The sequence below is a fragment of the Halomicrobium katesii DSM 19301 genome, from assembly GCF_000379085.1.
GTDB classification, from domain to species: domain Archaea; phylum Halobacteriota; class Halobacteria; order Halobacteriales; family Haloarculaceae; genus Halomicrobium; species Halomicrobium katesii.
The window spans coordinates 1,191,832-1,218,589 of the sequence record NZ_KB905378.1 but is presented as its reverse complement, the minus strand read 5'-3'; the positions used below and the strand labels follow the sequence as shown (position 1 = coordinate 1,218,589).

Annotated in this window: 23 protein-coding genes and 9 pseudogenes; 16 read left to right on the top strand and 16 right to left on the bottom strand. The window is 60.2% G+C overall.

Going from position 1 to position 26,758, the window contains the following annotated elements; all coding sequences use genetic code 11:
- Positions 1-105 precede the first annotated feature (105 nt).
- Genes alaS through HALKA_RS0106465 form a run of 3 tightly spaced genes read left to right on the top strand, consistent with a single transcriptional unit; the run spans position 106 to position 4,707 of the window.
- Positions 106-2,880, top strand: a complete 2,775-nt coding sequence (gene alaS, locus HALKA_RS0106475; RefSeq protein WP_018257217.1) for an alanine--tRNA ligase — start codon at positions 106-108, stop codon at positions 2,878-2,880.
- A 51-nt stretch (positions 2,881-2,931) separates the two neighbouring features.
- Positions 2,932-3,888, top strand: coding sequence for a DUF4013 domain-containing protein (locus tag HALKA_RS0106470; protein WP_018257216.1), 957 nt, complete (start codon positions 2,932-2,934; stop codon positions 3,886-3,888).
- Between the two features lie 39 nt (positions 3,889-3,927).
- Positions 3,928-4,707 (top strand): alpha/beta fold hydrolase, encoded by a 780-nt coding sequence (locus tag HALKA_RS0106465; RefSeq protein WP_018257215.1) that lies wholly within the window; start codon positions 3,928-3,930, stop codon positions 4,705-4,707.
- 545 nt (positions 4,708-5,252) lie between these two features.
- Here HALKA_RS0106465 and HALKA_RS21850 read toward each other — a convergent pair.
- Positions 5,253-5,378: pseudogene (locus HALKA_RS21850) on the bottom strand (IS5/IS1182 family transposase); the annotation flags it as partial.
- 46 nt (positions 5,379-5,424) lie between these two features.
- Here HALKA_RS21850 and HALKA_RS19230 point away from each other — a divergent pair.
- Positions 5,425-6,569, top strand: a pseudogene (locus tag HALKA_RS19230) (ISH3 family transposase).
- A 400-nt stretch (positions 6,570-6,969) separates the two neighbouring features.
- Here the strand turns inward: HALKA_RS19230 and HALKA_RS0106455 are convergent.
- The gene (locus HALKA_RS0106455; protein WP_018256768.1) at positions 6,970-7,170 is read right to left on the bottom strand and encodes a ribbon-helix-helix domain-containing protein; all 201 of its coding nucleotides are present in this window, start codon (positions 7,168-7,170) and stop codon (positions 6,970-6,972) included.
- Positions 7,171-7,280: 110 nt separating this feature from the next.
- Between HALKA_RS0106455 and HALKA_RS19225 the strand changes: the two are divergent.
- Positions 7,281-8,047, top strand: a pseudogene (locus tag HALKA_RS19225) (transposase).
- Between the two features lie 498 nt (positions 8,048-8,545).
- Here the strand turns inward: HALKA_RS19225 and HALKA_RS0106445 are convergent.
- On the bottom strand, positions 8,546-8,869 hold the full coding sequence (locus HALKA_RS0106445; protein ID WP_026190191.1) for a DUF6788 family protein: 324 nt from the start codon (positions 8,867-8,869) through the stop codon (positions 8,546-8,548).
- Between the two features lie 138 nt (positions 8,870-9,007).
- Between HALKA_RS0106445 and HALKA_RS0106440 the strand changes: the two genes are divergently transcribed.
- The gene (locus HALKA_RS0106440) at positions 9,008-9,934 is read left to right on the top strand and encodes a helix-turn-helix transcriptional regulator (RefSeq protein WP_018257210.1); all 927 of its coding nucleotides are present in this window, start codon (positions 9,008-9,010) and stop codon (positions 9,932-9,934) included.
- Entirely contained in the window at positions 9,931-10,734 is an 804-nt protein-coding gene (locus HALKA_RS0106435) for a DUF6036 family nucleotidyltransferase (protein ID WP_026190190.1), read from the top strand. Before HALKA_RS0106440 ends, HALKA_RS0106435 begins: the two co-directional genes overlap by 4 nt.
- A 13-nt stretch (positions 10,735-10,747) precedes the next feature.
- Here HALKA_RS0106435 and HALKA_RS0106430 read toward each other — a convergent pair whose 3' ends face one another.
- Both HALKA_RS0106430 and HALKA_RS19220 read right to left on the bottom strand, forming a co-directional pair.
- A complete protein-coding gene (locus tag HALKA_RS0106430; RefSeq protein ID WP_018257208.1) occupies positions 10,748-11,563 on the bottom strand; it encodes a hypothetical protein in 816 nt (271 codons plus the stop codon).
- Positions 11,564-11,622: 59 nt separating this feature from the next.
- Positions 11,623-12,687: pseudogene (locus HALKA_RS19220) on the bottom strand (IS701 family transposase); the annotation flags it as partial.
- A 731-nt stretch (positions 12,688-13,418) separates the two neighbouring features.
- Here HALKA_RS19220 and HALKA_RS21845 point away from each other — a divergent pair.
- Both HALKA_RS21845 and HALKA_RS0106415 read left to right on the top strand, forming a co-directional pair.
- Complete coding sequence (locus HALKA_RS21845) at positions 13,419-13,898, top strand: helix-turn-helix domain-containing protein (protein WP_245545341.1); 480 nt, start codon at positions 13,419-13,421, stop codon at positions 13,896-13,898.
- On the top strand, positions 13,831-14,337 hold the full coding sequence (locus HALKA_RS0106415; protein ID WP_245545339.1) for a transposase: 507 nt from the start codon (positions 13,831-13,833) through the stop codon (positions 14,335-14,337). The genes HALKA_RS21845 and HALKA_RS0106415 overlap by 68 nt, the downstream gene beginning before the upstream one ends.
- Before the next feature lie 13 nt (positions 14,338-14,350).
- Here HALKA_RS0106415 and HALKA_RS19210 read toward each other — a convergent pair.
- Positions 14,351-15,275 (bottom strand): annotated as a pseudogene (locus HALKA_RS19210) (IS1595 family transposase).
- 116 nt (positions 15,276-15,391) lie between these two features.
- Here HALKA_RS19210 and HALKA_RS0106405 point away from each other — a divergent pair.
- Both HALKA_RS0106405 and HALKA_RS19205 read left to right on the top strand, forming a co-directional pair.
- Positions 15,392-15,751: an ArsR/SmtB family transcription factor gene (locus HALKA_RS0106405; RefSeq protein WP_026190188.1), complete on the top strand. Its 360-nt coding sequence runs from the start codon at positions 15,392-15,394 to the stop codon at positions 15,749-15,751.
- A pseudogene (locus HALKA_RS19205) lies at positions 15,744-16,588 on the top strand (arsenite methyltransferase). The gene HALKA_RS0106405 and the pseudogene HALKA_RS19205 overlap by 8 nt, the downstream one beginning before the upstream one ends.
- A 110-nt stretch (positions 16,589-16,698) precedes the next feature.
- Here HALKA_RS19205 and HALKA_RS0106395 read toward each other — a convergent pair.
- The 6 genes from HALKA_RS0106395 to arsD form a co-directional block, all read right to left on the bottom strand.
- Positions 16,699-17,076 carry a winged helix-turn-helix transcriptional regulator gene (locus HALKA_RS0106395; RefSeq protein WP_018257201.1) on the bottom strand — a complete coding sequence of 126 codons (378 nt, stop codon included), beginning with the start codon at positions 17,074-17,076 and terminating at the stop codon, positions 16,699-16,701.
- 353 nt (positions 17,077-17,429) lie between these two features.
- The gene (locus HALKA_RS0106385) at positions 17,430-17,735 is read right to left on the bottom strand and encodes a SelT/SelW/SelH family protein (protein ID WP_018257199.1); all 306 of its coding nucleotides are present in this window, start codon (positions 17,733-17,735) and stop codon (positions 17,430-17,432) included.
- Positions 17,736-17,902: 167 nt separating this feature from the next.
- Positions 17,903-18,091, bottom strand: a complete 189-nt coding sequence (gene hcsS, locus HALKA_RS0106380) for a halo-CC-star protein HcsS (protein WP_026190187.1) — start codon at positions 18,089-18,091, stop codon at positions 17,903-17,905.
- On the bottom strand, positions 18,082-18,450 hold the full coding sequence (gene hcsL, locus HALKA_RS0106375; protein ID WP_018257197.1) for a halo-CC-star protein HcsL: 369 nt from the start codon (positions 18,448-18,450) through the stop codon (positions 18,082-18,084). Before hcsL ends, hcsS begins: the two co-directional genes overlap by 10 nt.
- Positions 18,447-20,369, bottom strand: a complete 1,923-nt coding sequence (gene arsA, locus HALKA_RS0106370; protein ID WP_018257196.1) for an arsenical pump-driving ATPase — start codon at positions 20,367-20,369, stop codon at positions 18,447-18,449. Before arsA ends, hcsL begins: the two co-directional genes overlap by 4 nt.
- A 3-nt stretch (positions 20,370-20,372) precedes the next feature.
- Positions 20,373-20,702: an arsenite efflux transporter metallochaperone ArsD gene (arsD, locus tag HALKA_RS0106365; protein WP_018257195.1), complete on the bottom strand. Its 330-nt coding sequence runs from the start codon at positions 20,700-20,702 to the stop codon at positions 20,373-20,375.
- Positions 20,703-20,928: 226 nt separating this feature from the next.
- Here arsD and HALKA_RS0106360 point away from each other — a divergent pair, with 226 nt between their 5' ends.
- Genes HALKA_RS0106360 through HALKA_RS0106345 form a run of 4 tightly spaced genes read left to right on the top strand, consistent with a single transcriptional unit; the run spans position 20,929 to position 23,079 of the window.
- Complete coding sequence (locus tag HALKA_RS0106360) at positions 20,929-21,330, top strand: ArsR/SmtB family transcription factor (RefSeq protein ID WP_018257194.1); 402 nt, start codon at positions 20,929-20,931, stop codon at positions 21,328-21,330.
- Positions 21,323-22,510 carry an ACR3 family arsenite efflux transporter gene (arsB, locus tag HALKA_RS0106355; protein WP_018257193.1) on the top strand — a complete coding sequence of 396 codons (1,188 nt, stop codon included), beginning with the start codon at positions 21,323-21,325 and terminating at the stop codon, positions 22,508-22,510. Before HALKA_RS0106360 ends, arsB begins: the two co-directional genes overlap by 8 nt.
- Before the next feature lie 3 nt (positions 22,511-22,513).
- The gene (locus tag HALKA_RS20820; protein ID WP_018257192.1) at positions 22,514-22,657 is read left to right on the top strand and encodes a hypothetical protein; all 144 of its coding nucleotides are present in this window, start codon (positions 22,514-22,516) and stop codon (positions 22,655-22,657) included.
- Positions 22,654-23,079 carry an arsenate-mycothiol transferase ArsC gene (locus HALKA_RS0106345; protein WP_018257191.1) on the top strand — a complete coding sequence of 142 codons (426 nt, stop codon included), beginning with the start codon at positions 22,654-22,656 and terminating at the stop codon, positions 23,077-23,079. The genes HALKA_RS20820 and HALKA_RS0106345 overlap by 4 nt, the downstream gene beginning before the upstream one ends.
- Before the next feature lie 76 nt (positions 23,080-23,155).
- On the opposite strand, the pseudogene HALKA_RS20815 reads toward HALKA_RS0106345, so the two are convergent.
- The 4 genes and pseudogenes from HALKA_RS20815 to HALKA_RS19200 all read right to left on the bottom strand — a co-directional run.
- Positions 23,156-23,365: pseudogene (locus HALKA_RS20815) on the bottom strand (IS701 family transposase); the annotation flags it as partial.
- 29 nt (positions 23,366-23,394) lie between these two features.
- Positions 23,395-23,559, bottom strand: a pseudogene (locus tag HALKA_RS20240) (IS5/IS1182 family transposase); the annotation flags it as partial.
- A 7-nt stretch (positions 23,560-23,566) separates the two neighbouring features.
- Positions 23,567-24,514, bottom strand: a complete 948-nt coding sequence (locus tag HALKA_RS0106335) for an IS1595 family transposase (RefSeq protein WP_018257189.1) — start codon at positions 24,512-24,514, stop codon at positions 23,567-23,569.
- Positions 24,515-24,595: 81 nt separating this feature from the next.
- Positions 24,596-25,272 (bottom strand): annotated as a pseudogene (locus tag HALKA_RS19200) (transposase); the annotation flags it as partial.
- Positions 25,273-25,469: 197 nt separating this feature from the next.
- On the opposite strand from HALKA_RS19200, the gene HALKA_RS0106330 reads away from it, so the two are divergent.
- Positions 25,470-26,666, top strand: coding sequence for an ABC transporter substrate-binding protein (locus HALKA_RS0106330; RefSeq protein ID WP_026190186.1), 1,197 nt, complete (start codon positions 25,470-25,472; stop codon positions 26,664-26,666).
- The last annotated feature ends 92 nt before the right edge of the window (positions 26,667-26,758 follow it).

Below are 26,758 nucleotides of genomic sequence, written 5' to 3'. Positions count from 1 at the left end.
CCGGGCAACGCTTAAGACCGGCGGCGGTAGACGGCGCGTCACGCCGGCTGTCACGGATTGAGCCTTCGGAACTGTTTTACCCGCTGCTGGGCCAACAGTATCCCAATGAGCGACCTCGCCGACGAATATCGACTCGACTACTTCGAGGAGGAGGGGTTCGAGCGGCTGACGTGTGAGACGTGTGGCGATCACTTCTGGACGCGCGACGCCTCCCGCGAGACCTGCGGTGAGCCGCCCTGTGCCGAGTACGGCTTCATCGACGATCCCGGCTTCGAAGAGACGCTCTCGCTCGAAGAGATGCGCGAGACGTTTCTCTCCTTCTTCGAAGAGCGCGACCACGGGCGGGTCGACCCCTATCCCGTCGCCGCCAACCGCTGGCGCGACGACGTACTGTTGACGCAGGCGTCGATCTACGACTTCCAGCCCCACGTCACGACGGGCCAGTCGCCGCCGCCGTCGAACCCGCTCGTGGTCTCCCAGCCCTGCATCCGGATGCAGGACATCGACAACGTCGGCAAGACCGGGCGTCACACGATGGCCTTCGAGATGGGCGGCCACCACGCGTTCAACGCCGACGAGGGGGCGGGCTACGCCTACGAGGGCGAGGTGTACTGGAAGGAAGAGACCGTCCGGTACTGCGTCGAGCTGTTCGAGGAGCTCGGCGTCGACAGCAGCGAGCTGACCCTCATCGAGGACGTGTGGGTGGGCGGCGGCAACGCCGGGCCGTGCTTCGAGGTGATCTACCAGGGCCTGGAGCTCGCGACGCTCGTGTTCATGCAGTTCGAGCAGGACCCCGACGGCGACTACGAGATGAAAGACGGCAACAGCTACTCGGAGATGGACCGCCGGGTCGTCGACACGGGGTACGGGATCGAACGCTGGACCTGGATGAGCCAGGGGACCCCGACGGTCTACGAGGCGATCTACCCCGAGATGATCGAGTTCCTGCGGGACAACGCCGGGCTCGACTACACCGACGAGGAAGACGAGATCGTCTTTCGGGCGGCCAAGCTGGCCGGCCACATGGACATCGACGAGGCCGAGGACGTCGAGGCGGCCCGCGACACCATGGCCGAGCAGCTGGGCGTCGAGACGGCGCGGCTCGTCGAGCTGATGGAGCCCCTCGAAGACATCTACGCCATCGCCGACCACTCCCGGACGCTCGCGTACATGCTCGGCGACGGCATCGTCCCCTCGAACGTCGGCACGGGCTATCTCGCGCGGATGGTGCTGCGTCGCACCAAGCGCCTCGTCGACACGGTCGGCGTCGACGCGCCCCTGGACGAACTCGTCGACATGCAGGCCGACCGGCTGGGCTACGACAACCGCGACACCGTCCGCGACATCGTCCGGACCGAGGTCGAGAAGTACCGCGAGACGCTGGACCGTGGCGGACGGAAGGTCCGCCAGCTGGCCGACGACTACGCCGAGCGAGGCGAACCGATCCCGGTGACCGAGCTGATCGAGCTGTACGACTCCCACGGCATCCAGCCGGACATGGTCGCGGAGATCGCCGCCGAGCGCGGCGTCGACGTGGACGTGCCCGACAACTTCTACGGACTCGTCGCTGACCGCCACGGCGGCGGCCAGGCCGTAGAAGTTGAGGCGACGGTCCCACACGAGAAACGGCTCGACGAACTCCCAGAGACCGACCGGCTCTACTACGAGGACCAACAGCGCATGGAGTTCGAGGCGGTCGTCCTCGAAGTGTTCGACCGCGAGGACGGCGACTACGACGTGGTGCTCGACCAGACGATGTTCTACCCCGAAGGCGGGGGCCAGCCCCCGGACCACGGGACCATCTCGACCGACGACGTCACCGGCGAGGTGACCGACGTACAGGTCCACGGCGGCGTCATCGTCCACACCTGTGACGCCGATCCGGGCACCGGAGAGTTCGTCCGCGGGCAGGTCGACGCCACCCGTCGCCGTCGGCTGATGCGCCACCACACCGCGACACACGTCGTCATCCACAGCGCCCGGCAGGTACTGGGCGAGCACGTCCGTCAGGCCGGCGCACAGAAGGGGACCGACTCCTCGCGGATCGACATCCGCCACTACGAGTCGATCAGTCGCGAACAGGTCAAGGAGATCGAGCACCGCGCCAACGAGATCGTGAGGGACAACGCCGCCGTCACCCAGGAGTGGCCAGATCGCCACGAGGCCGAGAAGGCACACGGATTCGACCTCTACCAGGGCGGGATCCCGACCGGCGAGCAGATCCGCCTGATTCACGTCGCCGACGACGTGCAGGCCTGCGGTGGCACCCACGTCGGCCGGACCGGCGACATCGGGGCGATCAAGCTGTTGAACACCGAGCGGATCCAGGACGGCGTCATCCGGCTCACCTTCGCCGCCGGTGACGCGGCCATCGACGCCACACACGAGATCGAGGACGCGCTCTACGAGACGGCCGAACTGTTCGACGTGGCCAACGAGGACGTGCCCGAGACCGCCGCACGCTTCTTCGACGAGTGGAAGGCCCGCGGCAAGGAGATCGAGGACCTCAAGGAACAGCTCGCCGAGGCCCGCGCCAGCGGCGGCGGGGACAGCGAAGAGATCGAGGTCGCAGACACGACCGCCGTCGTCCAGCGCATCGACGCCGACATGGACGAACTCCGGGCCCAGGCCAACGCCGTCGTCGAACAGGGCTCGATCGCCGTGCTGGGCTCCGGTGCCAGCGGTGCGCAGTTCGTCGTCGCCGTCCCCGACGGCGTCGCGGTCAACGCCGGCGAGGTCGTCGGCGAACTCGCCGGCCGCGTCGGCGGCGGCGGCGGCGGTCCGCCGGACTTCGCACAGGGTGGCGGTCCCGACGCCGACAGGCTCGACGACGCGCTCGAAGCGGCCCCGGAGATCCTCCGGCAGGTCGCGAACGCGTAACCGCTCCCGGAGTACCAAGCTACTTTTATTTCGACGCGGAATGGGCGAGTGATGCCATACTGTCTGGCCTGCGGGACGAAGACGGATTTCGAGACACAGACGTGTCCGTCCTGCGAGCAGGCGGTCAGGCACCGGATCGACCCGCCGGGCGATTCGTTCCCTGAACCGCCCGAGCCGGAGATCCCCTGGGAAGAGGGGGACGACGCCGACTCCGATGGGGGCGACGCCACGAACGGGGCCGGAGGTGAGGAGTCGAAGCCGCTGGCGGAGATCGACGACACGCTCGCGAGCGGTGAGAACGGGGACGGGGCCGACGAAGACGCCCCGCCGTCGACGGACCCGTCGGGGCCGTCGCCCTTCGCCGGTCGCTGGTCGTTCGGCGTGGCAGCGACCTATCCGGTCGAGGAGGACTACCGGCCGCTGGTCGTCGGCGGGGTCGTGGAGCTGCTCGCGCTCGTGTTGCCCGTCTTCTCGCTCGTCACCGTCGGGTACGGCTTCCGTCTCTGTGGCGCGGTCGCGCGGGGCCAGCGCGAGCGGCCGGCGTTCGACGACTACGGCGAGTCGCTGGTCGGCGGGCTCCAGTGCCTGCTCGTGGCGGGGCTCTACGGGTCGATCCTGGCAGTCGGTGGGGGGGCCACAGCGGCGGTCTGGACCGTCGACGAACCGCTCGGGATCGCACTGGGCGTGACGACCGGCGTGCTGGGACTCTACCCGTTCCCGGCGTCGCTGACGGTCTACGCCGCGACCGGCGAGCTTCGAACGGCGTTCTCGCGGGCGTCGACCGGTCGGTTCGCGACCTCGGGGACGTACGTCAGAGCGTGGCTCGCCTGGCTCGCCGGGATCGTCGCGGTCGCCGTCGCGGCGGTGCTGTCGGTGATTACGCTCGTCGGCCCCGTCGTCGTCCGGGCCTGGGGGACCTACTCGCTGGGCGCGCTGTGGGGGTACTACTACCGCAGCGCCGCCGCCGAGGGCGTCGTCCCGCCGGCTCCCGAGGAGCCCGTTCGGTGAACCGATACGCACAACGTGCTCGCGGGCCACGGCTCGACTATGCCGACCGCGACAGCCGACGGCGTCGCAGTACACTACGAGCGCGAGGGTGACGGCGAGACAGTGGCGTTCGTCAACGACGTGGGGGCCGGCGCGTGGCTCTGGAGCTGGCAACACGGCGTCGTCGCCGGCCCATACGAGAGCCTCGTGTGGGACCTCCGCGGGACCGGGCGCTCGGACGCGCCGCCGGGGCCCTACAGTGTCGACCGACTCGCGGCCGATCTGGAGGCGGTGTTTGCCGATGCCGGCGTCGCGCGGGTCCACCTCGTCGGCGCGGGACTGGGCGGGATGGTCGCCCTGGCCTACGCCCACGAGTACGACCGCGGGGCGTCGCTGACGCTCTTCGGGACCGCCGCCAGCGGCGACGCGGTGACCGACAAGCTGGACGACCTCCGTGCCCCGCTGGACGACCGCGCGGCGCTCGAAACGTCGCTGCAGACCGCGTTCGCATCGGATCTGACCGACCACCCCACCATCCGCGAGGAGCTGGTCGAGTGGCGACAGACCGACGACGCCGAGCCGGCGGCGTGGGACGCACAGGCCGCCGCGATGCGGGCGTTCGAGGCCCCATCGCTGTACGAGATCACGCTGCCGACGCTGGTGCTGCACGGCGTCGACGACGAGATCGTTCCGGCGTCGGCCGGCGAGTCCCTGGCCGCGGACCTCCCGCGAGGGGAGTACCGCGCCGTCGAGGGCGGCCACTGGGCCTTCATCGAGGAGAGTGCCGCCGTCTCGGACGCGCTGGTGGGCTGGCTCGACGAGCAGTCAGGTGAGGACTGACGGAAAGAGCACTCGGCTTGACGACTGTGCGTCTCTGGTGAAGGCCTCGAGCATCTCGTAGACTGTCAGTGGCGAGTAGCGGTACGGATTGCTGCTTTCCCTCGGCCACAGAGCCAGGGTGCACGATTTCAACGATGAAGAGCGTGGCACTGGGTGCTGGCCCGGGGGAATGAGAATATAAAAAGCAACTTCTCACCGAAAAGAACCGTCAGTGAACTACGACAGCGGCGGGTGAGTGCGTATACCGTTCTGTCGGACCTATCTACTCGCCCAATAAAAAACAGATGTCGAACCGGTTTGTACCTCTCGGCGCTGTGGTTTCGCGATCTTCTAGAAGTGGTGGTTGTCGAGACAGACAGCACAGGCGGCACACGCAGCGACCAAGACGCCGTGGCAGACGGGGAACAAGCAAATTGGGCAGGTGAGTGGGCCGACGGGATTTGCACACGCTGGGGCACAGAGTGCACAGGCGGTAACTGCGCCAGCACAGCCAGTACAGAGACCCGTACATTCTGCTCTATTGAAAATGCGGTACGGGAAGCGAATCATAGTGTCTTGGCGAGTTTCTTGATGTTGTTGAGCGCGAACAGAAGGACGATCTCACGAAACTGTCGGTACCAGAACCGCGAACGCAGGGCGGAGTCCTGCGTTCGCTTGACTGTCGAGTAGGATCAGTCGATCACATCGGGTTAGAGGAAGTGTCTGCTTGGATGCGGTGTGAAGCCTACCCAAGCAGACAGCGAGATAGAGGAAGAGCACCTGCTTAATTTTGTCGTCAACAGCCTCGACGAGGAGCTTGCGTTAGATCTCGGCGAAGACGTTGAGGTCACGACGGAGACGTTGTACGAGGTCCTCGCCGGCGCCAGCGCCGGCGGGACCTCGATCAACCACGTCTGCGAAACGACTGATGACTCGCCGCACGCCAATACCGTCCGTGGATATCTCACCGATCAGTTCGACCTTGACTCTGTTGAGGCGGTCGGAGACACGCTCCTGCAACGGGATGCTCTTGAAACACTGCCGGATCGATCGGTGGAGGTCGTCGCCGACCTCCACCTCGATCCCTACTACGGCGACGAAGATGAGACAGAGGCGTTTGTACTCGTCTCAAGCGAAACGCGGAACAACGACGTTTCACGCCTATGCAACGCTCTATGCGCGGGTACGCAACAAACGGTACACGCTGGCGGTTCGCCAGCTGGTCGCTGGCGACACCACCAGCGATGTCCTCGCCGAGTTTCTCGAACTCCTCGACGGCCTTGACCTCGGCGTCAAGGCCGTCTACCTGGATCGCGGATTCTACAATAGCACCTGTCTCAGCCTGCTGTACGCGCACAACTACGCTTTCGCCATGCCGATTGTCAAGTGGGGTGAGACGATTCAGAACGAACTTAGCAGCGGCTGGAGCCGCGAGATCGAACACGATCTCGCCGGCAAGGTGACGTTCCCTGTGTTCATCGACTGCGTCTACCAGCAAGGACGATACGACGAACACGGGGTGGCGCGTCACGGCTACGCCGCTGACGCGCCGTTTATCGACACACCACGAGATGCACGAGAGCACTACAGCAAGCGCTTCGGCATCGAATCGAGCTACCGATTAGCCAAGCAGAGCCTCGCGTTCACCAGTTCTGAGGATGCTGGTCTGCGACTGGTGATGTTTGTGGTGAGCCTGCTGCTCCAGAACAGCTGGCGGTATCTCCACTGGAGGTACGTGGCGGCGCCGCCGCGGGGGGCGCCGCCTCTGGCAGTGGTCATTCACGGAATTCTGTGAGATGGTGCTGCGAGCAGCCTGGACAGCGCTCGGTGTGCGCAGGACAGTTCCAGCAAACCAACCACTCGACGACCGGTTCTTCCGGTAGCTGTCCGCCGATCAGGACAGTGGTCGTGAGTGGCAACACCGTCGCGTCGGCGGCGATTTGCCGCTGACAGCGACTCCGAATTACCGAGACTCTCCGTCTGTGTCATTTTGAGAACTAACTACGCATCGAAAACGCAGATTCACGCTCTAATGGAGCGATTAGAGAGTTCTTGATGTGATCGACTGAAAATGGAAGACAGCGACAGGATTACTCCGTAATTGGTTTGGGAAAATGAGGTCGAGAAAGCGATTATAGGCGTCGCATTGCTCGACCTCGTTGAGACAGCACTACGTGTGAGGGTGTCATAGAAGTCTTCACACACTATGGTCGAGATTGTGATTATTATAGAGCGTTACTAGCTTAGAAAGCCGTGCACTTGGTGCACGGTGCATTGAAATGTTTAGAGTATCCCTTTTCGTTTCCGAATTATGATTTCTCTCACTCGTTCAGCGTGATTTGACTCGGATTGAACGAACGCTGTGAGGATGGCCTCGACGATCTCGGAGCGGCTGGCTCCGAGATCGTCACACTCAGCAACTAATTCGTCCACTTCTTGTACGATCTCTTCGTCAACAGCAACGCCGAATTTCTCTTTGCCCATATCTATAACCCACTAAAAATGGCGTGCACCAAGTGTACAGCGTTTTGAGGAAGTCAACGAAACCATGAGAACCGTTCTATGACACCCTCCTACGTGTAGCTAAACAAGCGTTGGGGAACAGAGCGGGCAAGCCCGACTCCGGCGGGCTTGCCCGCGAGGCTCACATCGTCGCTCACTGTATTCGTAAGGAAGAGGGGCACAGCTACGCCGAACTCGTTGATCGGCTGAGTCTCATGCCAGCGATCTGCGACCGTCTCGGCGTTCACCCGGACGCGCCACCTGATCCGACCACATTCTACCACTCCTTCGACCGCTACGCGATGTATCTCTGGCGGGCGTTGCTGCGCATCTCTGCGCAGCAACACCCGCACCCTGGTCACGTCGCACTCGATACACGTTTTTCGAACGCAAGCAGGCCTCACAGCACTACCTCCAGCGGTGTGGCCGAAGCGTCAAGACGATCAAAGCGACGACGCTGACCGATACAGAGTCCTTAGCGGTGCTGGACGTGCATTGCTGTATCGAGCGGGAACACGATACGAAGGCTGGCCCGCGGGTCGTCCGGCGGAACGCGGACGACCTGCGGGCCGTGGCCGCCGACAACGGCTTCCAGGACTGGCACACCGAGTACGAGATCGCTGCACTAGACATCGAATATCTCGTTCACTACCGTAGCTCGTCGCTGAACGCAACTGCGAATAACGCCCTCATCCGAGCGAAGGGCTACATGCAACGGTGGATGGCAGAAACATCCTACTCGACAGTCAAGCGAACGCAGGACTCCGCCCTGCGTTCGCGGTTCTGGTACCGACAGTTTCGTGAGATCGTCCTTCTGTTCGCGCTCAACAACATCAAGAAACTCGCCAAGACACTATGATTCGCTTCCCGTACCGCATTTTCAATAGAGCAGAACTCCAGACGTTGATGGGATGGTGACACCCCACCCCTCGGTGTGAATGGTCCCCGATAAGATACGACGGTTGTAGAGATAGAGCAGCAGGCTGGTTCGTCTGAAGAACCTAATACGGCACGAAGAGCGGCTTACACGTTCTGCCACGGTAGCTGACCCGATCCGCTACTGCACCGCACCGCAGCTGTAGTTATCTTTATTATACTACGGTCTAAACACCTCTTCGAGCAGACGTATTCTAAAAGGCAAGGCCTTGTGCCGAAGGTTCGCCACTGAGGCAAGAACCCTCCCTACGGCGTGAGGACTTCTGCTGTCAAGGGCTTCTTAATCGCGGTACCCTGGGTGGTGGACCATTCACACCGAGGGGTGTCGGGTAAACCGATCCCATTCACACTCTGGGGGGGGTGTCATCTGCTACGCTACGAATCACGTTGAAACGAACATCTGGCTCCAGTTCAATCTCGTCTACTCGTCGGAATTCACCGGCCCTTTGTACTTCGACTTCACCGAATCTCCTTCCCGCCACTGCCAGTAGTAGTAGCGGTTGTCGTTGATCTCCTTGATCGTGATCGTCGCCTTCGCCGGCACGTCGTCTGGGAGGTCATCGGGGCGCTCCTCGACGTCGGCGTCGTCCGCTTCCTCCTCGAGACGAGCTTTACGCTCCTTGTGTTCAGCCAACGCCTCGGCGTAGCTGGCAGCGTCCCGAAGATGCTCCGGTGTGGCTTCGTTGAGGGCGTCGACGATCTCCTTCTGGAGGTTCGCCGGTGGGGACGGTGGTTCGTAGGATATCGACTCTCTCCGTGTTAACCAACACGGACTCTCTACCCATAGTTTTGTTGTTAAGACGATGGGGCAAGCTCTTGTTCCTCTCTGCCTGTAACACTACTCGAAACTTCTTTATATACAAGTTTTGTACTATGTTACACCGTGCTCCGGCGTATCGAACTCGAAGTCCTCGCCACGGTCGACCGCGGCGACACGATCTCCGAGCTCGCAACGAAGCTCGACCACAGCGAGAGCTACCTCTCCCGTGCCGTCAGTGACCTCGTCGAGAAGGGACTCGTGTACACGGAACGCGACGGCCGGCGAAAACGAGTCGTTCCGTCGGATGCTCGCGCCGTCGAACTCTATCGAGACCTCGTCCGCCAGCACTCCCACATCGAGTTCCCCAAGCTGCTGACCGGGAAGGCACTCGAGGTGCTGTACTACCTCGAGCAGCCACGAACTGTCGCCGAGACCGCCGACCGGAGCGACAACTACCGCAACACGGTCAACCGCGTCCTCAAGCGATTCCGCGACCGTGGTCTCGTTGGGACGGACGACGGCCGCTATGACTTCAACGCCGATTTCGACCGCCTCCACGAGTTCGCCCAGGAACTCGCACACCATCTCCATCGCCACCGCCTCGAAGCCGTCGCCTCGAAGGGCACGATTCTCTGGGAAAACTACGACGAATTCCTCGCCCAAGCCGAGACTGAAATCGACGCAGACGGGTTCCAAGAAACCGGGCTCGCTCGATTCGCGGCTTTCGATCTCCAGTTCCTGCTCACTGACCATCGCTACTACCGCTACTCCGAGACTCTTGACGAGGTCTCGCCGGCGGAGCTCTGCTGTCACACACTGTTGATCGACGACGGCAGCCGCCACCGTTCGTACAGTCTTCTCCTGCTCAGCCACGTCGACGTCGACGAAGAGGACCTCCGAGCGCAGGCGGCGAAGTATGGACTCGAAGACGAGATCGACGCCTTGCTCCGCTACCTCGAGACGCACGGCGAGGTCGACGACGCTCGGCTCCCGGAGTGGGACGAGTTCCAGGAGCTGGCGGCTGACTACGAGGTGCCACTACCACAATGAGACCAACATTCGGACGTGAGTACATCGAGAACGAATTCCGGCGAATCGGGGAGGGACTATCTGAACCGCTTACGGTCTACCTGATCGGTGGTGGCGCGATGTCGCTACGCGACCTCAAGGGGGCGACGAAAGATATCGACTTGGTCGTCCCGGATGGCGACGCGTACGGCCAGCTGTGGGCCGTCCTGATGGACCTCGGGTATGCGGAGGTCCAGTCGTTGGGTCCAGATTATCGGGCGCTGGGGGCGACGAGCTGCGTCGAGAACGACGATGGGTGTCGCCTCGACATCTTCAACCAGCAGGTCGCGAACAAGCTCGTACTAACCGACGGGATGGCAGAGCGCCGCGAGCCGTTCCTCGACACGGATCGACTGACGGTCCGGCTGGTCAGCAACGAGGATATCTTCCTGTTCAAGGCGATCGCCGGCCGCGACGACGATATCGAGGACATGAATATGCTCGTGCAGGCCGGCCTCGATTACGACGTCGTCGAGGCGGAACTCGAAGCCCAGATCGATCGGCTCGGCGACGATCAGTTCGCAACGTTCGCGAACGAGGCCCTGGTCGAGCTCGAGGAGCGGTACGGGGTGACCACGCCCATCGAGGAGCGAGTTCAAGAACTGTCGGAGCAATACTACCGTGGGCTCGAAGTCCTCCAGGTACTCGACGAACCGATGACCGTCGACGAGTTAGCTGCCGAATTGGAGCTAGACACCGACGAGGTTCGGGACCGGATCGCGTATCTCGCGACGTTCGACCGGGTCAGTCGAGATGACGGGACTGTTCGACCGAGAGAATAGTCCTCCTCCGCCCCTACGCAGTGGGAAGCCGGCCGTCTGGTCGGGGGACACGGCCCCGTTTGATCTCGTGATCGACGCGACGCAGATGCTTGCAGCCACCTTCTGGTGAACGCTGCTGCCAGTCGGGACAGGTACACGATTCGTCGATAACGTCGACCTCGTACCGATTTCCGGACGCGGACTGGACCTCGTAGCGACCGCCTTTCGAGAGGAGCGAGACGTCCATCGATTCGTTGACGGCGCGCTTCGTGCGGGGCTCAAGTTCGTCCTGCGACTGTGCGTCCTCGTCGACGACCAGTCGGTCGCGAACGTCGCCCGTTCGGCCACCGTCGGGAGCGACGGCTTCCGCAGGGCCACTGAGGCGCTCATAGAGTACTTCTTCCACCGGATGGCCCTCCGGCCACAGGTAGTGTACCTCACGGCGCTCGCGATGGTCGTAGGAACCGCACGCCGCTGCGCTCCCAGTCCAGACGCGCCAGGCACCCAGCGCGGCCATCACGTCGACGATATCGCGTGGAACTGTCTCGTGGTCGTCCGGGAAGAACACCCGAAAGCGCGTACACGCCTCCTGGGGCGGGACAGTTTCCCACCAGTCTTCGCTGGCGCTCCAGCTGTCGAACATCGCGTCGTCGCTGCCGTAGCCCACCGTGACGCCGTCGATCGGCATCCAGCCCGTCGGGAGGTGGTCTGTCTGCCCTTCGAGTATCCGGAGGGCGGCGTAACGAAGGTACTCGTGGGCTTGGTTGTCCGTCGTTCGGGCGACCTGGTCGTGCTGCTCGGCGACGTGCTCGGCTTCCTCGAGGATCGTTGTAAGATATTCGTCAGTCATGTTCGCGGAGGTCAGAATGCGCCTCCGCCCCTCTGCGGGCGCAGAAAAACTTAACCAACTCAGCTTTGAACGTTAGCGTCGGCTGTTGAGTGAACGAAGAGGTGATCGATCTCCTCCATGAGGTCATCGACGCCACGATCATTGTTGTCTCGAACCCACGAGAGGAGGTTGTAAACGGCTTCTTTCAGGGAGTGCTCAAGGTTCGCTCGAAGCGATGACGCTTTCGAGCGAACCGTCCCCAAGGCGCTCGATTCGGGATCAAGACGAACGAGACTGTAGGCAGCCATCAGAAGGTGCCAGTGCCGACTGGCACCTTCGTCGGTCTGCATCTCGCAGTCTCCCAAGCCGAGATCCTGCTTCGAGTCCTCGAAGAACGTCTCGATGCGCCACCGCATCCCGTAGGAGCGAATAATGTGCTCGGTCGGTGCGTCGATCTTGTTCGTAGCGAGGTACTTGACCGGGTTCTCTTCGTCTTCTTTGTCGGTTTTTTTCTCAGCGAGGACCAGCTTCACGTCTCCCAACTGGGAGACGGGAAGCTTCTTCGTCCAGATGTGGTAGATTTCGTCCTCAACGTTACGCTCAACCGTGTCGATGCGCTCTTCCAGCGCATCGACGCGGATCACTTCTCCGCCGTAGGTCACCTGTCGATTGCTCCGGAGCGGGCCAATCCAGTCCTTGTCGTATGATTCGATGAGTTCAGGAAGGCCGGAGTCGTGGGCGAACCACGAGTCGAAGAGGTAGGTGTCCGCCGGGACACCTACCTCGTCTTCGAGTTCTGTGACGATATCGCGGGCGAGGTCGTACTTAGTGTCGTGGTCTTGGCCGTCTCCATCCTGTTTTTCGTAGAGGCGGAAAGTGAGCGGATAGGCGGTTTTGTCGTCAGCGTAGAAGGCGTAGATGAGGTCTTGGCCCCAGACAGTGTCGCCTTCGGCGTGATCGTAGAAGCGACCGACGCCGGGGACGTCGTCCCCGCTTTCTCGGTGATCGTGTCGTCGAGGATGATGTAGCCATCCTTCGACCAGCGCGTTTCACCGTGTTTTTGGAGTTCTTCGAGGCATTCGTGGTTGAATTGCTGTTCGTCCCAGTCGTACTCGGTGAGGAACTTGTTGAGGGGCGCGGTCGCCCAGCTGGAAGACCTTCGGCGTGCCGATACCGTCTGCCCTGGTGGCTGGTTCCGGGTCTGGCCTGAAGGAGTCTGCCGGATCTTGCCTCCGACGGACGCGTCCGGCGAGATAGCGAAGCCAGCGCGGTCGCGGACTCGACATCGTCGACCCACTACACGACAAGAAGTCCGTAATCGGCATCATCCGTCTTCGCTACCGCCTATGTCACGCTCCAACTTCAACGTTCAAAGCTGAGTACTAATATGTTTTCCTCGACGGAACCATTCGCAACTGTGGAATCATCTTAGACCCTCGTTGCAGCCTCAACACCACCGATCTAAACCCCAAATTAGTGCGCTAGAAAGACGAGTACATCGACGAAACTGTCTGAAGTAAAATCAACGCTCGGGATTATGTGTGCTGAATGCGTATGCATTGAGAGTGCCAGTCTCAACTTGCATCACCATATAGATGTTGAGAATACACCGGAGATAGCGAGCCTGTGATGCGTGGCTTCAACCAAATCCGCGATCAGAAACTGCTTCGGATCACCTCTCATACAGTCGTGCGAAAGTATTTGCCAGTGTAGACTCAATTTGCGGTAATGGGACGGTTAGACGATATCACTCTGGAAGAGCTTCAGGAGCTCCGTGAACAAACAGAGGGTGAGGTTCCTCGAGAACGTGTTCTTGCTGCAATCGGCCGAAAGCAGGGCGATGAACACGAGACACTAGCAGGAACGACATGGTGTCGTGGAGAAGACGATCCGCAACTGGCTCGATCGGTTCACTGAAGAACCGATCGAGCAAGCTCCCTACGACGAATCCAGACCAGGCCGCCCCTCGAAGCTCGACAAACACGAACGCAAACAGTTCTTCGAGCGGCTCCAACAATCGCCGACAGAACTCGGCTACGAGCAACAAGCGTGGTCGCCGAAACTGCTCCTTCACCATGTCAAACAAGAGTACGGAGTCGAATACAGCGAAGGCCACGCTCGGAAACTCCTGGGAAAGCCGGGCTGTCCTGCCGGACAGCACGGCCGCGAAATCACGAGGCTGATCCAGAACAAGAAGCCGAATTTCAACAAACAGTCGAAAAAAACGGCCGAAACTGACCAACAAAACCGTTGTTGTCGTCGATCAGTTCACCAAGCGCGTCGGCACAGTGCAACGACGTGGCTGGTACCCAATCGGCTCAAATCCAACGATAGAGACATCGAACTCTTGGGATAAGGTGACCGTGCTCGGCGCTGTCACCGACGACGGTGACAGCTTCTATTGTTGGACTGAGGAGAATCTCACATCAAAACAAGGGATCTGGTTGCTCGGTGCACTCCAAGAGCGGTTCGGTGAGGAGTTAGTGGTGTTTCTCGACCGTGCTGGATACTTCTACAACAGAGATCTCTGGGAACACGTTAGCGGTGAACGCGCGACCGAAACTGTCGGAGACAGTTCGGTCGCGTGCGTGCGCGGGGAAAAGGAAACCGACCTCGATATCTGGTACTTCCCACCAAAATTACCGGAGCTCAATCCAGTCGAAGGATGCTGGGATCGTCTCAACGAGTGGTTCAAGCATCGACTCATCCCAGATCTTTCGACGCTAAAACAGCAAATCCAGCGAGGCCTTCCAACTGTTGATGAACCGAATATCTGGAAGTATCTCTGTCGTTAATTACCAGTAAAAACTAATGCACGACCGTATCAACGAGTCCGTGGATTGGTGCGCCAGCGAGATTCAATGACCGCAGGAAGCCGTAGGTACGAGCGGCCTGTTCCAAGCCCTGCTTGGACAGGCCGCGGAATTTCTCGATCCACGGTTGCAACAACGACCAGAGACACTCAGCTTGGTTGGTGTGAACACCCGCATCTGAGACGTATGCTTCGTCGTGAACCACCGTTCTGTGGTCGTGCTCCATCTGTTGATACGGCGGGTACTCATCCGTCCAGACCTCTCCCAGTCGCTGGGAGAGGTCTTCAGCTTCTTCGATCACTGGCTTGAGTTCGTCCTTGAACTTCGTTCCTTCCTCAGCAGAAACCACGCGAAGCACGTCGCGGCAGGCCGCGACGAGCGTCAGTTCATCACCCTGCTCACCGCTCCAGCGTGTGCGACCGCCCTCTGGCGACCCGCCGCGGGACAGACCGTCCCGCGGTGGGTCGCGTCCCTTGACCCAGAGCAGACCTGCTGGGTTTCATCGACCTGCGTTGGCCCGTCGAGAGTGTGATCGATGCGATCCCAGACGACGGGAAGCCGCGCTGGAACGCGGCTTCCACGTACAAATCGCCGAGGATGGATCGTGTTGTATGCCCGATCAAGTAGGGAAGCAATTTGATTGATGCTGAGCAACGAATCAGCGTAGAGGACGAAGGCGACGAGGAACTCGCGGGGGGCGAGTTTCCGCGGATGAGTAGAACCGAGTGGAGCACGGTACTCATGAAGCCGCAGCCACGGCACCAGATACGGTCGAGATCGTCGTAGGTTCGGATGGTTGTCGCGCCACAATCAGGACAGGGTGCCTGTTCCCAGATGGTCTTGAGACGCCGCTCGACGATGGCGTCGAGCGGCCGCGGCCGAAACTCCAAAGCGCCAAGCGATACAAGTTGCTGAAGCATCCCGCCGAATGCTGGTTGTTTGGTCACAGCTGATAGCAGGAGACGGGATGCTTTCCATACAACGGAGTCTTTTCGCTAGCTTGAGCAAGAGCGTGCTTGTATAATCTAAACCTGATATAGCAGAGGACGCGATCGTTGACGGAACCGCGGAAGAGACTGCTCCCTGCTGTACACCGCCCGGTGATGTTGACTCAGATGCGATGGCGACGGACCTCCAGGTGTTGACCGCGATGGGGAACGACACGCGATACGAACTGCTTCGCCGAATCGCGAACGCCGACGACGGCGTCTGCGTCTGTGATCTCGAAGCCGCAGTCGGTGTCAGTCAAAGTGCCGTCAGCCAAGCACTCTCTCGGTTGTACACCGCTCAATTGGTCACGCGCCGCAAGGAGGGGTCGTGGCGGTACTACGAAACGACTGCAACGACCTCGGCCATCCTCGAAACGCTTGACGACCTCCGAGGAACCTATGAGTAACGATACTGAGACAACGACCGGTGACCGCGACCCCGAGGATACCCGCGAGATGGTGCGCGAACGTACGGGACTATCGCTTTGGATGGCCAAGACTGCTGTGGCGATGTCGATATTGATGTCACCGACGACGGTGGGTGCTGTGACGGTAACGCGGACGCGACCGGGAGCGAACGCCTCGGCTACGACGCGGACGACGTCGCGTCGGTCGCCGACGGTGCGGACCTCGGCCTCGGGTGTGGAAACCCGAAGGCGTTCGCCGACATGACGCCCGGCGAGACAGTACTCGACCTTGGCTCCGGTGCGGGCTTCGACTGCTTCCTCGCCGCACAAGAGGTCAGCCCGGACGGGGACGTCATCGGTGTCGACATGACGCCGGAGATGGTCTCGAAAGCGAGAGAGAACGTGACAGAGAACGACGCCGACAACGTCGAGTTTCGTCTCGGCGAAATCAGTCACCTCCCCGTAGCCGACGCGACCGTCGATGTCGTTATCTCGAACTGCGTCGTCAATCTCGCCCCGGAAAAACAGCGCGTGTTTGATGACGCATACCGGGTCCTCAAGCCCGGCGGCCGCGTTGCCATTTCAGACGTCGTCCAAACCGCGCCGTTCCCGGACGATGTCAAGATGGATCCGGACTCGCTAACTAACTGCGTCGCTGGTGCGTCAACCGTCGATGCCCTCAAAGCGATGCTCGATAGTGCTGGCTTCGAAGCAATCGAGATAGAGCCCGAGGACGAGAGCACCGAGTTCATCAATGACTGGGACGCTGACCGAGACCTCGGTGACTACCTCGTGTCTGCAACCATCGAGGCCCAGAGACCACCTCGCGACGTCTAACCCACTTCGGGTACTACTGGGTTCGACTACTCAGGCATTCTTACAGGTGAGTTCACCGAACCCTCACGAATCATCAAACCGATCGGGAACCGTCTAATCTCGATATTGAACTACTGGACCGTCGCGCATTTCGACGACTCGTCCGTGGTCGCACACTCGCTCCCGTCGGAGCACTCCGCGAGACCGATCATTCCTTCCATCTCTTCGAGGAGTTCGACGAATGCGTCTCCACTCTCGGTCAGTTCGTACGCCGTCGTGGGTGGCGTCGTCGGCTCGACGCGTTTCTCGACGAAGCCGTGACACTGTAGCTCTTTCAGCCGCCGCGAGAGCATCGTCGCCGTCACGCCGTCGATGGAGCGCTGCATCTCGTTGAACCCATACTGTCGATCCGAAAGCAATCGCAGGACGTGAAACGCCCACTTCGAGCCGAGGATCTCTCGCAACTGATGCCACGACTCCTGCCAGTCAGACACGTCCGTCGGCTCCATACCTTCTCTCGGGCGTGAAGACACTAAAGTACCGTCAATGGGATAGCCGCCGCCAGCTACCGCTCTCACCTGTCGTAGATCTGTAGACGAGGACACGCATCGGGTGCGAGATTCATTCCCTCCAGATTCGCGAGTGGACAGCCACAGTGTTCACACTTGAACTGTTCGGCACCAGTCGCGGCTTCGAGTGCTTTCGTCTCGAGTCGAGCGAGTCGATCAACGACTGTACGACCCGTTTCGTCCTGGCTGTTTACAAGGTGTGGACATGGGGTTTCGACATCCGGGTGAGTTCCCCGGCAGATAGCTTGGTCGAAATCATCGACACGAGTTTTGCTCATCTATAGAGAGTTGACTCAGCAACACCCGGGACTGCAATCAGTCGAGTCAGTGTCTTCGCCGTCGAGTTCGCTGGGGTCACAGTCACACGTAGAGAGCTGTCCACACACACCCTCCATGATCGTCGTAAGGTCGTACTCGAGTTCGTCGACGTCGAAGACGACACTGTCGTCGACGCGAACTTCGAAGATGCCGTCCTCGCCGGGGACGAGTTCGACGCCGTCTACTGTCTCGCCACACGACTCGAGAATCTGCGTCTGCGTTTCGGTCGCGCGGTCGATGAAGCCACACGGGTCACAGTATTCGACTTCGACGCTCGTCATTTGAACATCACGAGAACTACTACGGAGACGACCCTGATAAGATTCCAGTACCCCAGTAGGGAGTACCTTTCAGCGCTGAAACCACCCGCCGGATAGTCTCTCAGAACTGGTCGTCAGTCTCGGGTACGTATGTCTGTGTGTCTCGTTGATATCCACACTAGCGGGTATCAGCAGCACTCGTCTGCACCGCAGACCTGGCCGTACTCGACGCCAGTCTCCTCGGAGATTGCCTCGTTGCACTGCCGCAGCATCGTGGTGAACTGGAACTCCGAGGCGTCAGACTCCGCCGCGGCAAGTTCCTCGCCGAGGGCCTCGGCCGCCGTCAGCACGTCCTCTTCGGAGGCGCTCAACAGCACCCACCTCCCAGTGACTGAGCGAACTCGCGACCGATCTGTTCGCTGATGACGTCGTTGGTCTCCTGGAGGAGTGACACGAACGCCTCCTGAGCCGCCTGGTGGGCCTGGATGATCTCGTTGTCGTCCAGCTCCGTCCGAAGTTCTCGGAGTTCGCTCATCGTCGCGTCGTCGGAGCCACCCCGCTGCAGCTGTCGTTTTTTCTGTTGGTACTCTTCTAGGAGTGCCCTCGCCTCCGAGTCCGCTTCGAGGCGTTCGTTGGCCGCGACGAACTCCTCGTATGTTTCAGAGTCTTTGACCGTCTCTATGAACGTCTGGAGCCGTTCCTCGATCGCCTGCTCGTTGGATACTTCCTGGCTCATTGGATGGTCACCTCCTCCTTGCTGATCTCGAACAGGCCCGTGATCTCGTCGCCGAAGGCGCTCAGCTCTTCGAGTCCGATCGGCTCGTCCCGGCGCAGCGGCACGAGCATCATCGGCGTCTCGAAGCGGTCCTTGATTTCGCCGAGATAGTTCTCCTGCTGTGCCCGGCGGTTCGCGAAGAAGGCGTTGTCGCCGTACTCCTCGGGCAGCAGGTAGTTCGCGACGACGAACGCCGTCTCGATGCCGACCTGGTCGTTGAGGTCCTCGGCTGCCCGGTACGCCTCCATCATCGGCGTGTACTCCGGATACATGACGAACGCGAACGAGCTCCGCTCGGGGTCCTGCATCGTCTCGATGACCTCGTCGTACTGGTCGCCTTTCGCGGGGGCGGCTCCTTTGGTCAGCGAACCCAGGTCCATGAAGCCCTTCCAGTCGGAGGGCAGCTCCAGCAGGCGGAGCGTGTGGCCGGTCGGCGCGGTGTCGAAGACCACCACGTCGTAGCCGTCTTCCTGGAAGTAGCTGACGAACTTCTCGAGGGCCGCCATCTCCTCGGCACACGGCGACTCCAGTTCCTCCTCGACGTTCGCAATCGCGGCGTCGACATCGATCTCCGTGTCCTCCTTGTCCTCGTACATCTTGGTGACGTGGTCGAGGACCTGCGTGCGGTACTCCTCGAGGGCCTTCTCCTGGTCGATCCGGGCCGCGTCGAGGTTCGCCTGGCTCACCGACGTCGGGTCGTGGCCGACCGGCTCGCCGAAGATGTCCTCGAGGTGGGCCGCCGGGTCCGTCGTCACGACGAGCGTCTCGTAGCCCGCCTCCGCGATCTTTGTCGCCGAGGTCGCGGCGATGGTGCTCTTGCCGACGCCGCCTTTCCCGGTGAAGAACAGATACCGCGTCTCGTCGTCGCTCGGCGTCACTCGGTCGGCGATCGATGCCGGATCGGCCAGCGCCTCGACATCGACCGACTGGTCGGTCTCGATATCGGTCGCCGAGCCGACGTCGACGGTCGCTTCTGCGCCGTCGTAGAGGACGCCGGCGACGTCGGACAGCAGGTCGAGACCGGTGATCTCGCCGGGTTGGAGCGGGTACGTCGCGGTCGCGTCGGCGTCGAACTCCTCATGGGCGCGCTCAATAACGGCCTGTTCGTCCTCGCGTTTCCCCGCGAAGAAGGGGTCTTCACACACCGACTCGGGCAGGTAGCCGTTGAGTATCAGCAGCTGCGATTCGATGCCGAGTTCGGCGAGGTCGCCCGCGCTGCGTTCGATCTCGTCGATCGAGGAGTCCTCGGGCTTGCCGACGAACGCAAACGTCGTCTGCTCGGTGTCCTGAAGCGTATCGATTGCGCGCTCGTACTGGACTTTCTTGTCCTCCATCGAGGCCGCGGGCCCGATACACGTCGAGCCGCCCTTCTCGAGTTCTGCGTTCCAGTCGGTTGGCAGCTCCATCAGTCGGATGGTGTGGCCGGTCGGGGCGGTATCGAAGACCACCACGTCGTACTCCGGACTCTCCATGAAGTCGACGAAGTTGTCGAAGGCAGCGATCTCCTCGACGCAGGGGCTGTTAAGCTGCTCCTCGACGGTTTGGATCTCTTCGTCGTCGAGCAGCTGGCGCATTGGTTCGATTGTCTCCTGTCGGTACTCCTCGGCGGCCGTGTCCGGGTCGATTTCGATGGCCGAGAGGTTCTGGATGCCCTCGATTTCGGTCACTTCGTGGCCGATTCCCTGGTCGAAGATGTCCGAGAGGTTCGGTGCAGGGTCGGTCGTGACGAGCAGCGTCTCGTAGTCGTTGTCGGCGAGCCACGTCGCAGTCGCGCAACTGACGGTGCTCTTGCCGACGCCGCCTTTCCCGCTGAAGAAGACGAACTCGGTGTCGTCACCGCTCGGTTCGACGAGGTCTCGGGGTGTCATAGTCGTATCCATCAGTTAGGCCTCCTGTGGTGCGTTCTGTGTCTCCCGAAGTTCGGCTGCGAGTTCGTCGTAGGAGAGATACTCCGACGTGGCGATTACCTCGTCGTCGAGGACGAGTATCGGGAGGATCGACGTGCCGTGTTCGTCGACCAGATCCGCGATCTGCTGGGTCTCGAGGAACTGGTCGATGTCGTGTTGCATGTTCGCTCTCGATACCTCGACGTCGAATTCGTCCTCGAGCTGGTCGAGCGCGGCGCTGACCTCGACGAGTTCGTCGTCGGGATCGGGGCCACAGACGCCAGTCGAACAACACATCGCTTCTTCGTACAGTGTGAGTTCCATCATTCGTGGATGCCTTGGATACCGTGCCGACTGTCGGTAGCTGTGCAGTTATCAACCACTCCTGCTAATTTAGCCACAATTCAATTGAATCTCTACTCATACATACGAATAAACGCATCGGTCCTCTCGAATATGGTCTGCCTGTTTTATGATAATTATCCGTATTCTCTCCTCTCTTTCCGGGAGTGTTCCGCAACAGTTAATTGAGCAAGTAGTCAAGTATCCGCTGATGGCACAAGCAACTGAACGATTACAGCGGTATCTCGACGACGAGCTCGGCGAGTGCCGCAGCGAGGACGTCGAGCGCCGGCTCGAGGAGCTCTCCACGCTCGAGGCTGGCCTCGGGACGGCACAGGCCAAGGCGGAACTCGACGTGCTGTCGGCGCTCTCCAGCGAGACGCGATACACGCTCGTACGCGTGCTCGTCGCTGCCGGCGAGGAGCTCTGTGTCTGCGAGCTCCAGGCGGTCGTCGACGTCACGGAGAGCGGGCTGAGTCACGCCCTCTCCGCGCTCGCCGACGCCGGCCTCGTCGAGAGCCGGAAGGACGGCCGCTGGAAGAAGTATCGAGCGACCAACCGCGTGACGGCACTCGTCACCGTCCTCGAAGGGAGCGTGAACACCGATGAGTGACCTCGACCACGAACACGGCCCGAAATGCGACTGTCCGGACTGCGGGGACCCCCGCTCGATGGACTTCCTCGACAAGTACCTCACCGTCTGGATCTTCGGCGCGATGGCCATCGGTGTGGGCCTCGGCTACGTCGCCCCCTCGGTCACCCAGCCCATCCAGGACCTCCACCTCGTCGAAATCGGGCTGATTCTGATGATGTACCCGCCGCTCGCGAAGGTCAACTACGGCCAGCTGCCGCGGGTGTTCTCCCAGTGGCGCGTGCTCGGATTGAGCCTGATACAGAACTGGCTGATCGGCCCGACGCTGATGGTCACGCTCGCGCTGATCTTTTTCGGCGGGGTCGTCCCCGGCCTGCCGGCCCGCCCCGAGTTCTTCCTCGGGCTGGTGTTCATCGGCATGGCACGCTGCATCGCGATGGTGCTCGTCTGGAACGACCTCGCGGAGGGCTCCAGCGAGTACGCCGCGGGGCTTGTCGCGTTCAACAGCGTCTTCCAGATCGTGACCTACGGGGTGTACATCACCTTCTTCGCGCTCTTCCTTCCCGAGGCGCTCGGTCTAGAGACACTGACAGCCGGTATCGCTGAGTTCAATATCACCGTCATGCAGGTGTTCGAGGCGATCGCGATCTTCCTCGGCATTCCGTTCGCAGCCGGTATCCTCTCTCGATTCGTCGGCACGCGCACGAAGGGGACCGAGTGGTACGAGGAGACGTTCGTCCCGACCATCGATCCGATGACCCTGATCGCACTCCTCTTTACGGTGATCGTCATGTTCGCGATGCAGGGCGAACGCATCGTCGGCGAGCCCACTGACGTGCTTCTGGTCGCGGTCCCGTTAACTATCTATTTCGTGGTGATGTTCTTCGTGAGCTTCGGGATGGGCCACCGTATCGGCGCGGACTACTCGACGACGACGGCGATCGGCTTCACCGCGGCCTCGAACAACTTCGAGCTCGCGATCGCGGTCGCGGTCGCCGTCTTCGGCGTCGGCTCCGGCGTCGCCTTCGCGACCGTCATTGGGCCGCTCATCGAAGTGCCGGTGTTGCTCGCGCTGGTGTACGCTGCGCTGTGGCTGCAACGGAACATCAACTGGCGGGGCCACACCACGGGACAGCTAGATAGCACGAAGCCCGAGAGCGACATCGAGAGCGACTCGAACCCGGTTCCGGAGGACGACTGAATCATGACTGTCAACACGATTCGGATTCCGACCGACAGTAACAACGTGGCCGAGACGGCCGTAACCTGTGGAATCGGCCTCGTCGAGCAGCGGGATACCACTGCCCACTGCGTCTCGGTCGCGAACGAAGACGAGGACTCTCGATGACGGAGTCGCTACAAATCGCCTTCGTCTGCGTGCAGAACGCTGGCCGGTCCCAGATGGCCTACGCGTTCGCCCAGCGTGAAGTGGCTGATCGGGGGCTACGGGAGCACGTCGACTTACTGACCGGTGGGACGCGTCCCGCCGACACCGTCCACGAGGAGGTCGTCCGAGCGATGCACGCGGTCGGAATCGACATATCGGACTGGACCCCGCGAGAGATCACGTTCGAGGAGACCCAGGACAGCGATTACGTCATCACAATGGGCTGTTCAGCCGACGACGTCTGTCCTGCGGGATGGGAAGGCGAGAATCGCGATTGGGACCTCGACGACCCGGACGGGAAACCACCCGCCGAGGTCGGTCGAATTCGCGACGAGATCGAACGCTGCGTGAGCGATCTCTTCGACGAGATCGAATCGACGTAGTACAATCTCACGTCTCCCCCCACGTCAAGTTCGTTCGCAAGTGTAATCTAGTCCGTATCCGCGGTAAGGATATCACTCAGCTTTGAACGTTAGCGTCAGCTGTTGAGTGAACGAAGAGGTGATCGATCTCCTCCATGAGGTCATCGACGCCACGATCATTGTTGTCTCGAACCCACGAGAGGAGGTTGTAAACGGCTCCTTTCAGGGAGTACTCAAGGTTCGCTCGAAGCGATGACGCTTTCGAGCGAACCGTCCCCAGGGCGCTCGATTCAGGATCAAGACGAACTGCTCTGTTGAATAGATTCTGAGTGACGGTTAGAGATGCTCACAGAGCGGTTCTATGTTTGTGATGGCGAACATCAGGACGATTTCACGGAACTGTCGATACCAGCCAAGCGCTCGCACGGCATCGCCGAGCGAGCGCTTCGTTGTCGAATACGAAGTTTCAGCCATCCAGCGCTGAGCGTACCCTTTTGACCGGACGCTCTTACGTAGACTGGCGAAAAATATCGGCAGCGAAGCAGTCAACGAGTCCGTGGATTGGTGCGCCAGCGAGATTCAATGACCGCAGGAAGCCGTAGGTACGAGCGGCCTGTTCCAAGCCCTGCTTGGACAGGCCGCGGAATTTCTCGATCCACGGTTGCAACAACGACCAGAGACACTCAGCTTGGTTGGTGTGAACACCCGCATCTGAGACGTATGCTTCGTCGTGAACCACCGTTCTGTGGTCGTGCTCCATCTGTTGATACGGCGGGTACTCATCCGTCCAGACCTCTCCCAGTCGCTGGGAGAGGTCTTCAGCTTCTTCGATCACTGGCTTGAGTTCGTCCTTGAACTTCGTTCCTTCCTCAGCAGAAACCACGCGAAGCACGTCGCGGCAGGCCGCGACGAGCGTCAGTTCATCACCCTGCTCACCGCTCCAGCGTGTGCGACCGCCCTCTGGCGACCCGCCGCGGGACAGACCGTCCCGCGGTGGGTCGCGTCCCTTGTACCCAGAGCAGACCTGCTGGGTTTCATCGACCTGCGTTGGCCCGTCGAGAGTGTGATCGATGCGATCCCAGACGACGGGGAAGCCGCGCTGGAACGCGGCTTCCACGTCACGAATCGCCGAGTGAATCGTGTTGTACGCCCGATCAAGTAGGGAAGCAATTTGATTGATACTGAGCAACGAATCAGCGTAGAGGACGAAGGCGACGAGGAACTCGCCGGGGGCGAGTTCCGCGTCGTAGAACGGTGTACCGAGCGTGTAGGTACTCATGAAGCCGCAGCCACGGCACCAGATACGGTCGAGATCGTCGTAGGTTCGGATGGTTGTCGCGCCACAATCAGGACAGGGTGCCTGTTCCCAGATGGTCTTGAGACGCCGCTCGACGATGGCGTCGAGCGGCTCGGGCCGAAACTCCAAAGCGCCAAGCGATACAAGTTGCTGAAGCATCCCGCCGAATGCTGGTTGTTTGGTCACAGCTGATAGCAGGAGACGGGATGCTTTCCATACAACGGAGTCTTTTCGCTAGCTTGAGCAAGAGCGTGACCGGATAAGCGCGTTATTTGCGGTTGCGTTCAGTGATGAACCGCGGTAGTGAACAAGGTAGTCGAGATCCAGTGCAGCAATCTCGTATTCGGTGTGCCAGTCCTGGAAACCGGAGTCGGCGGGGACGGACAGCAGGTCGTCCGCGTTCCGGCGGACGACCTGCGGTCCAGTCTTCGTATCGTGTTGCCACCGCGCTGAGATATGAACGTCAAGCACAGCTAGTGACTCTATATCGGTTAATGTCGTCACTTTCAGCGTTTGTACAGTGCTTCCAGACCGCTGTCGGTAGTACGATGAGGCTGAGCGTCGGTCGAAGAACGTGCTGTCAAGTGCGACGTGACCAGACTGCGGGTGTTGCTGCGCTGAAACGCGCAGCAACGCCCGCCATACCCACATTTTGAGCCGATCAAACGATTTGTAGATCGTCGTGTGATCCGGGAGATCGTCTCGATCCAGATCGAGAATGTCACGGAGTTCCGCCATGTATTTCAGCCGATTCGCGTTTCACGGAAGCTGTGCTCTTCTTCAAGCCGAAAACAGTGTAACACGACGTGGATCCATCGGGCGAACCCGCCGCTGGCGGGCTCGCCCGCGTGCTTCCCTAACGCTTGTTTAGCTAGATAGCGACACTGTTCAACGAAGTCGAGGATGTCGACTTCCATGGACAGAGTCAATTCCTCGGCTTCGTCCTTCTACTCCATGATATCATACGATTAGACCGCTATTCAACAGAGCAGATATTGCCGGTGTCTTGCGTTCAACAGAGCAAGTTATCGTGAATCGCCAGCCTGTGGAGGTGTTTCCAACGGTACTGGACGAAAGTCGAAACGCATAAATATATTTTAGGCCAACCTAAAGTATGGCGAATGAGAATCGATTAGACTGCTGTCCCTGTCGAAGAGATCTACTGAAAACTGGCTGCAGTATCGTTGGTGGTGGAATAGTTGCCGGTTGTCTCAGCATCAGTGACGACTCATCGTCAGATAACACCGCTACCACAGCGCTGCCAGATGAGCAGTCAACGACAGAACGTGACAACCCGGCACCGTACGAAGTAACGGTCAAGCCAGCCGGCACACATCAGTTCGAGTCGGTGCCTGAAACGTATGCAAGCTTTCCCGGAGCTTGGATGGATATCGCGATGGCCTTAGGTATCAAGCCATCTGCGATGATGTCTCTTGAGGAAGAGCAGTTGAAATACTATCAAGCACTTCCGAACATTACGTTTGATCTGGGTTCTGTAGAGACGCTTATGGCTTCCAATAATTCAGGGTTTGACAAGGAAGTGTTCTACGAGGTTGATGCCGATGTCCACTTGATGGACCCGCGGATTCTCAAGCGATACTCTGGGTGGGATAATGCTGAGATTGAAGAGATAGAGCGCAATGTCGGTCCGATACTGGGATCGTTGATCCGTTTCCCATACGATCGTGACCCGTACTACACACTGTATGAAGCCTTCGAGAAGGCCGCAAAAATCTTCCAGCGGCAAGAACGGTACGATGCATGGGTCGCTCTCAAAGACGAGGTGTTTGCTGAGATACAGTCTCGTCTGCCTGATAACAAACCGACTGTCGGCGCATTCATCATAGATTTCGATGTTGAAAGCAAAAGCTTTCGCGCGGGGGAGATCTATGCATTCCGGAACGACACCAGAACCCTGCGAAAGCTGGGTGTCAACAGTGCGTTCAAGGGGGATAGCTACGTCCGGTACAAGAAGATCGGTTACGAAAAGCTCCTTGACGTTGACCCGGAATATATTGGACTCACCGATAATCTGACGACAGCAGATAACGAGTCCTTCCAGCAAACTCTCCAAGCAGCCAAGAATCACGAAACGTTGAGTGAGTTGACTGCAGTCCAAAACGAGAATTTCGTCCGGTCAGCTGGGACAAATATGGGTCCGATTATTGACCTCTTTTCTGCGGAGGCGGTCGCGATGCAGTTATATCCGAATGAGTTTGGCGAGTGGCCTGGTTCTATTGGTGACGTTCCCACCGAACTCCAGTTATTTGATCGATATCGAGTCGTTGATATTATAAACGGAGAAATATAAATCGGCGATAGTGTATAATTTACTCCTACAGAGACAAGCCTATCATAGAACGGATCTCACGGGGTGGCCAGTACTCAGTACAGGATATGCTC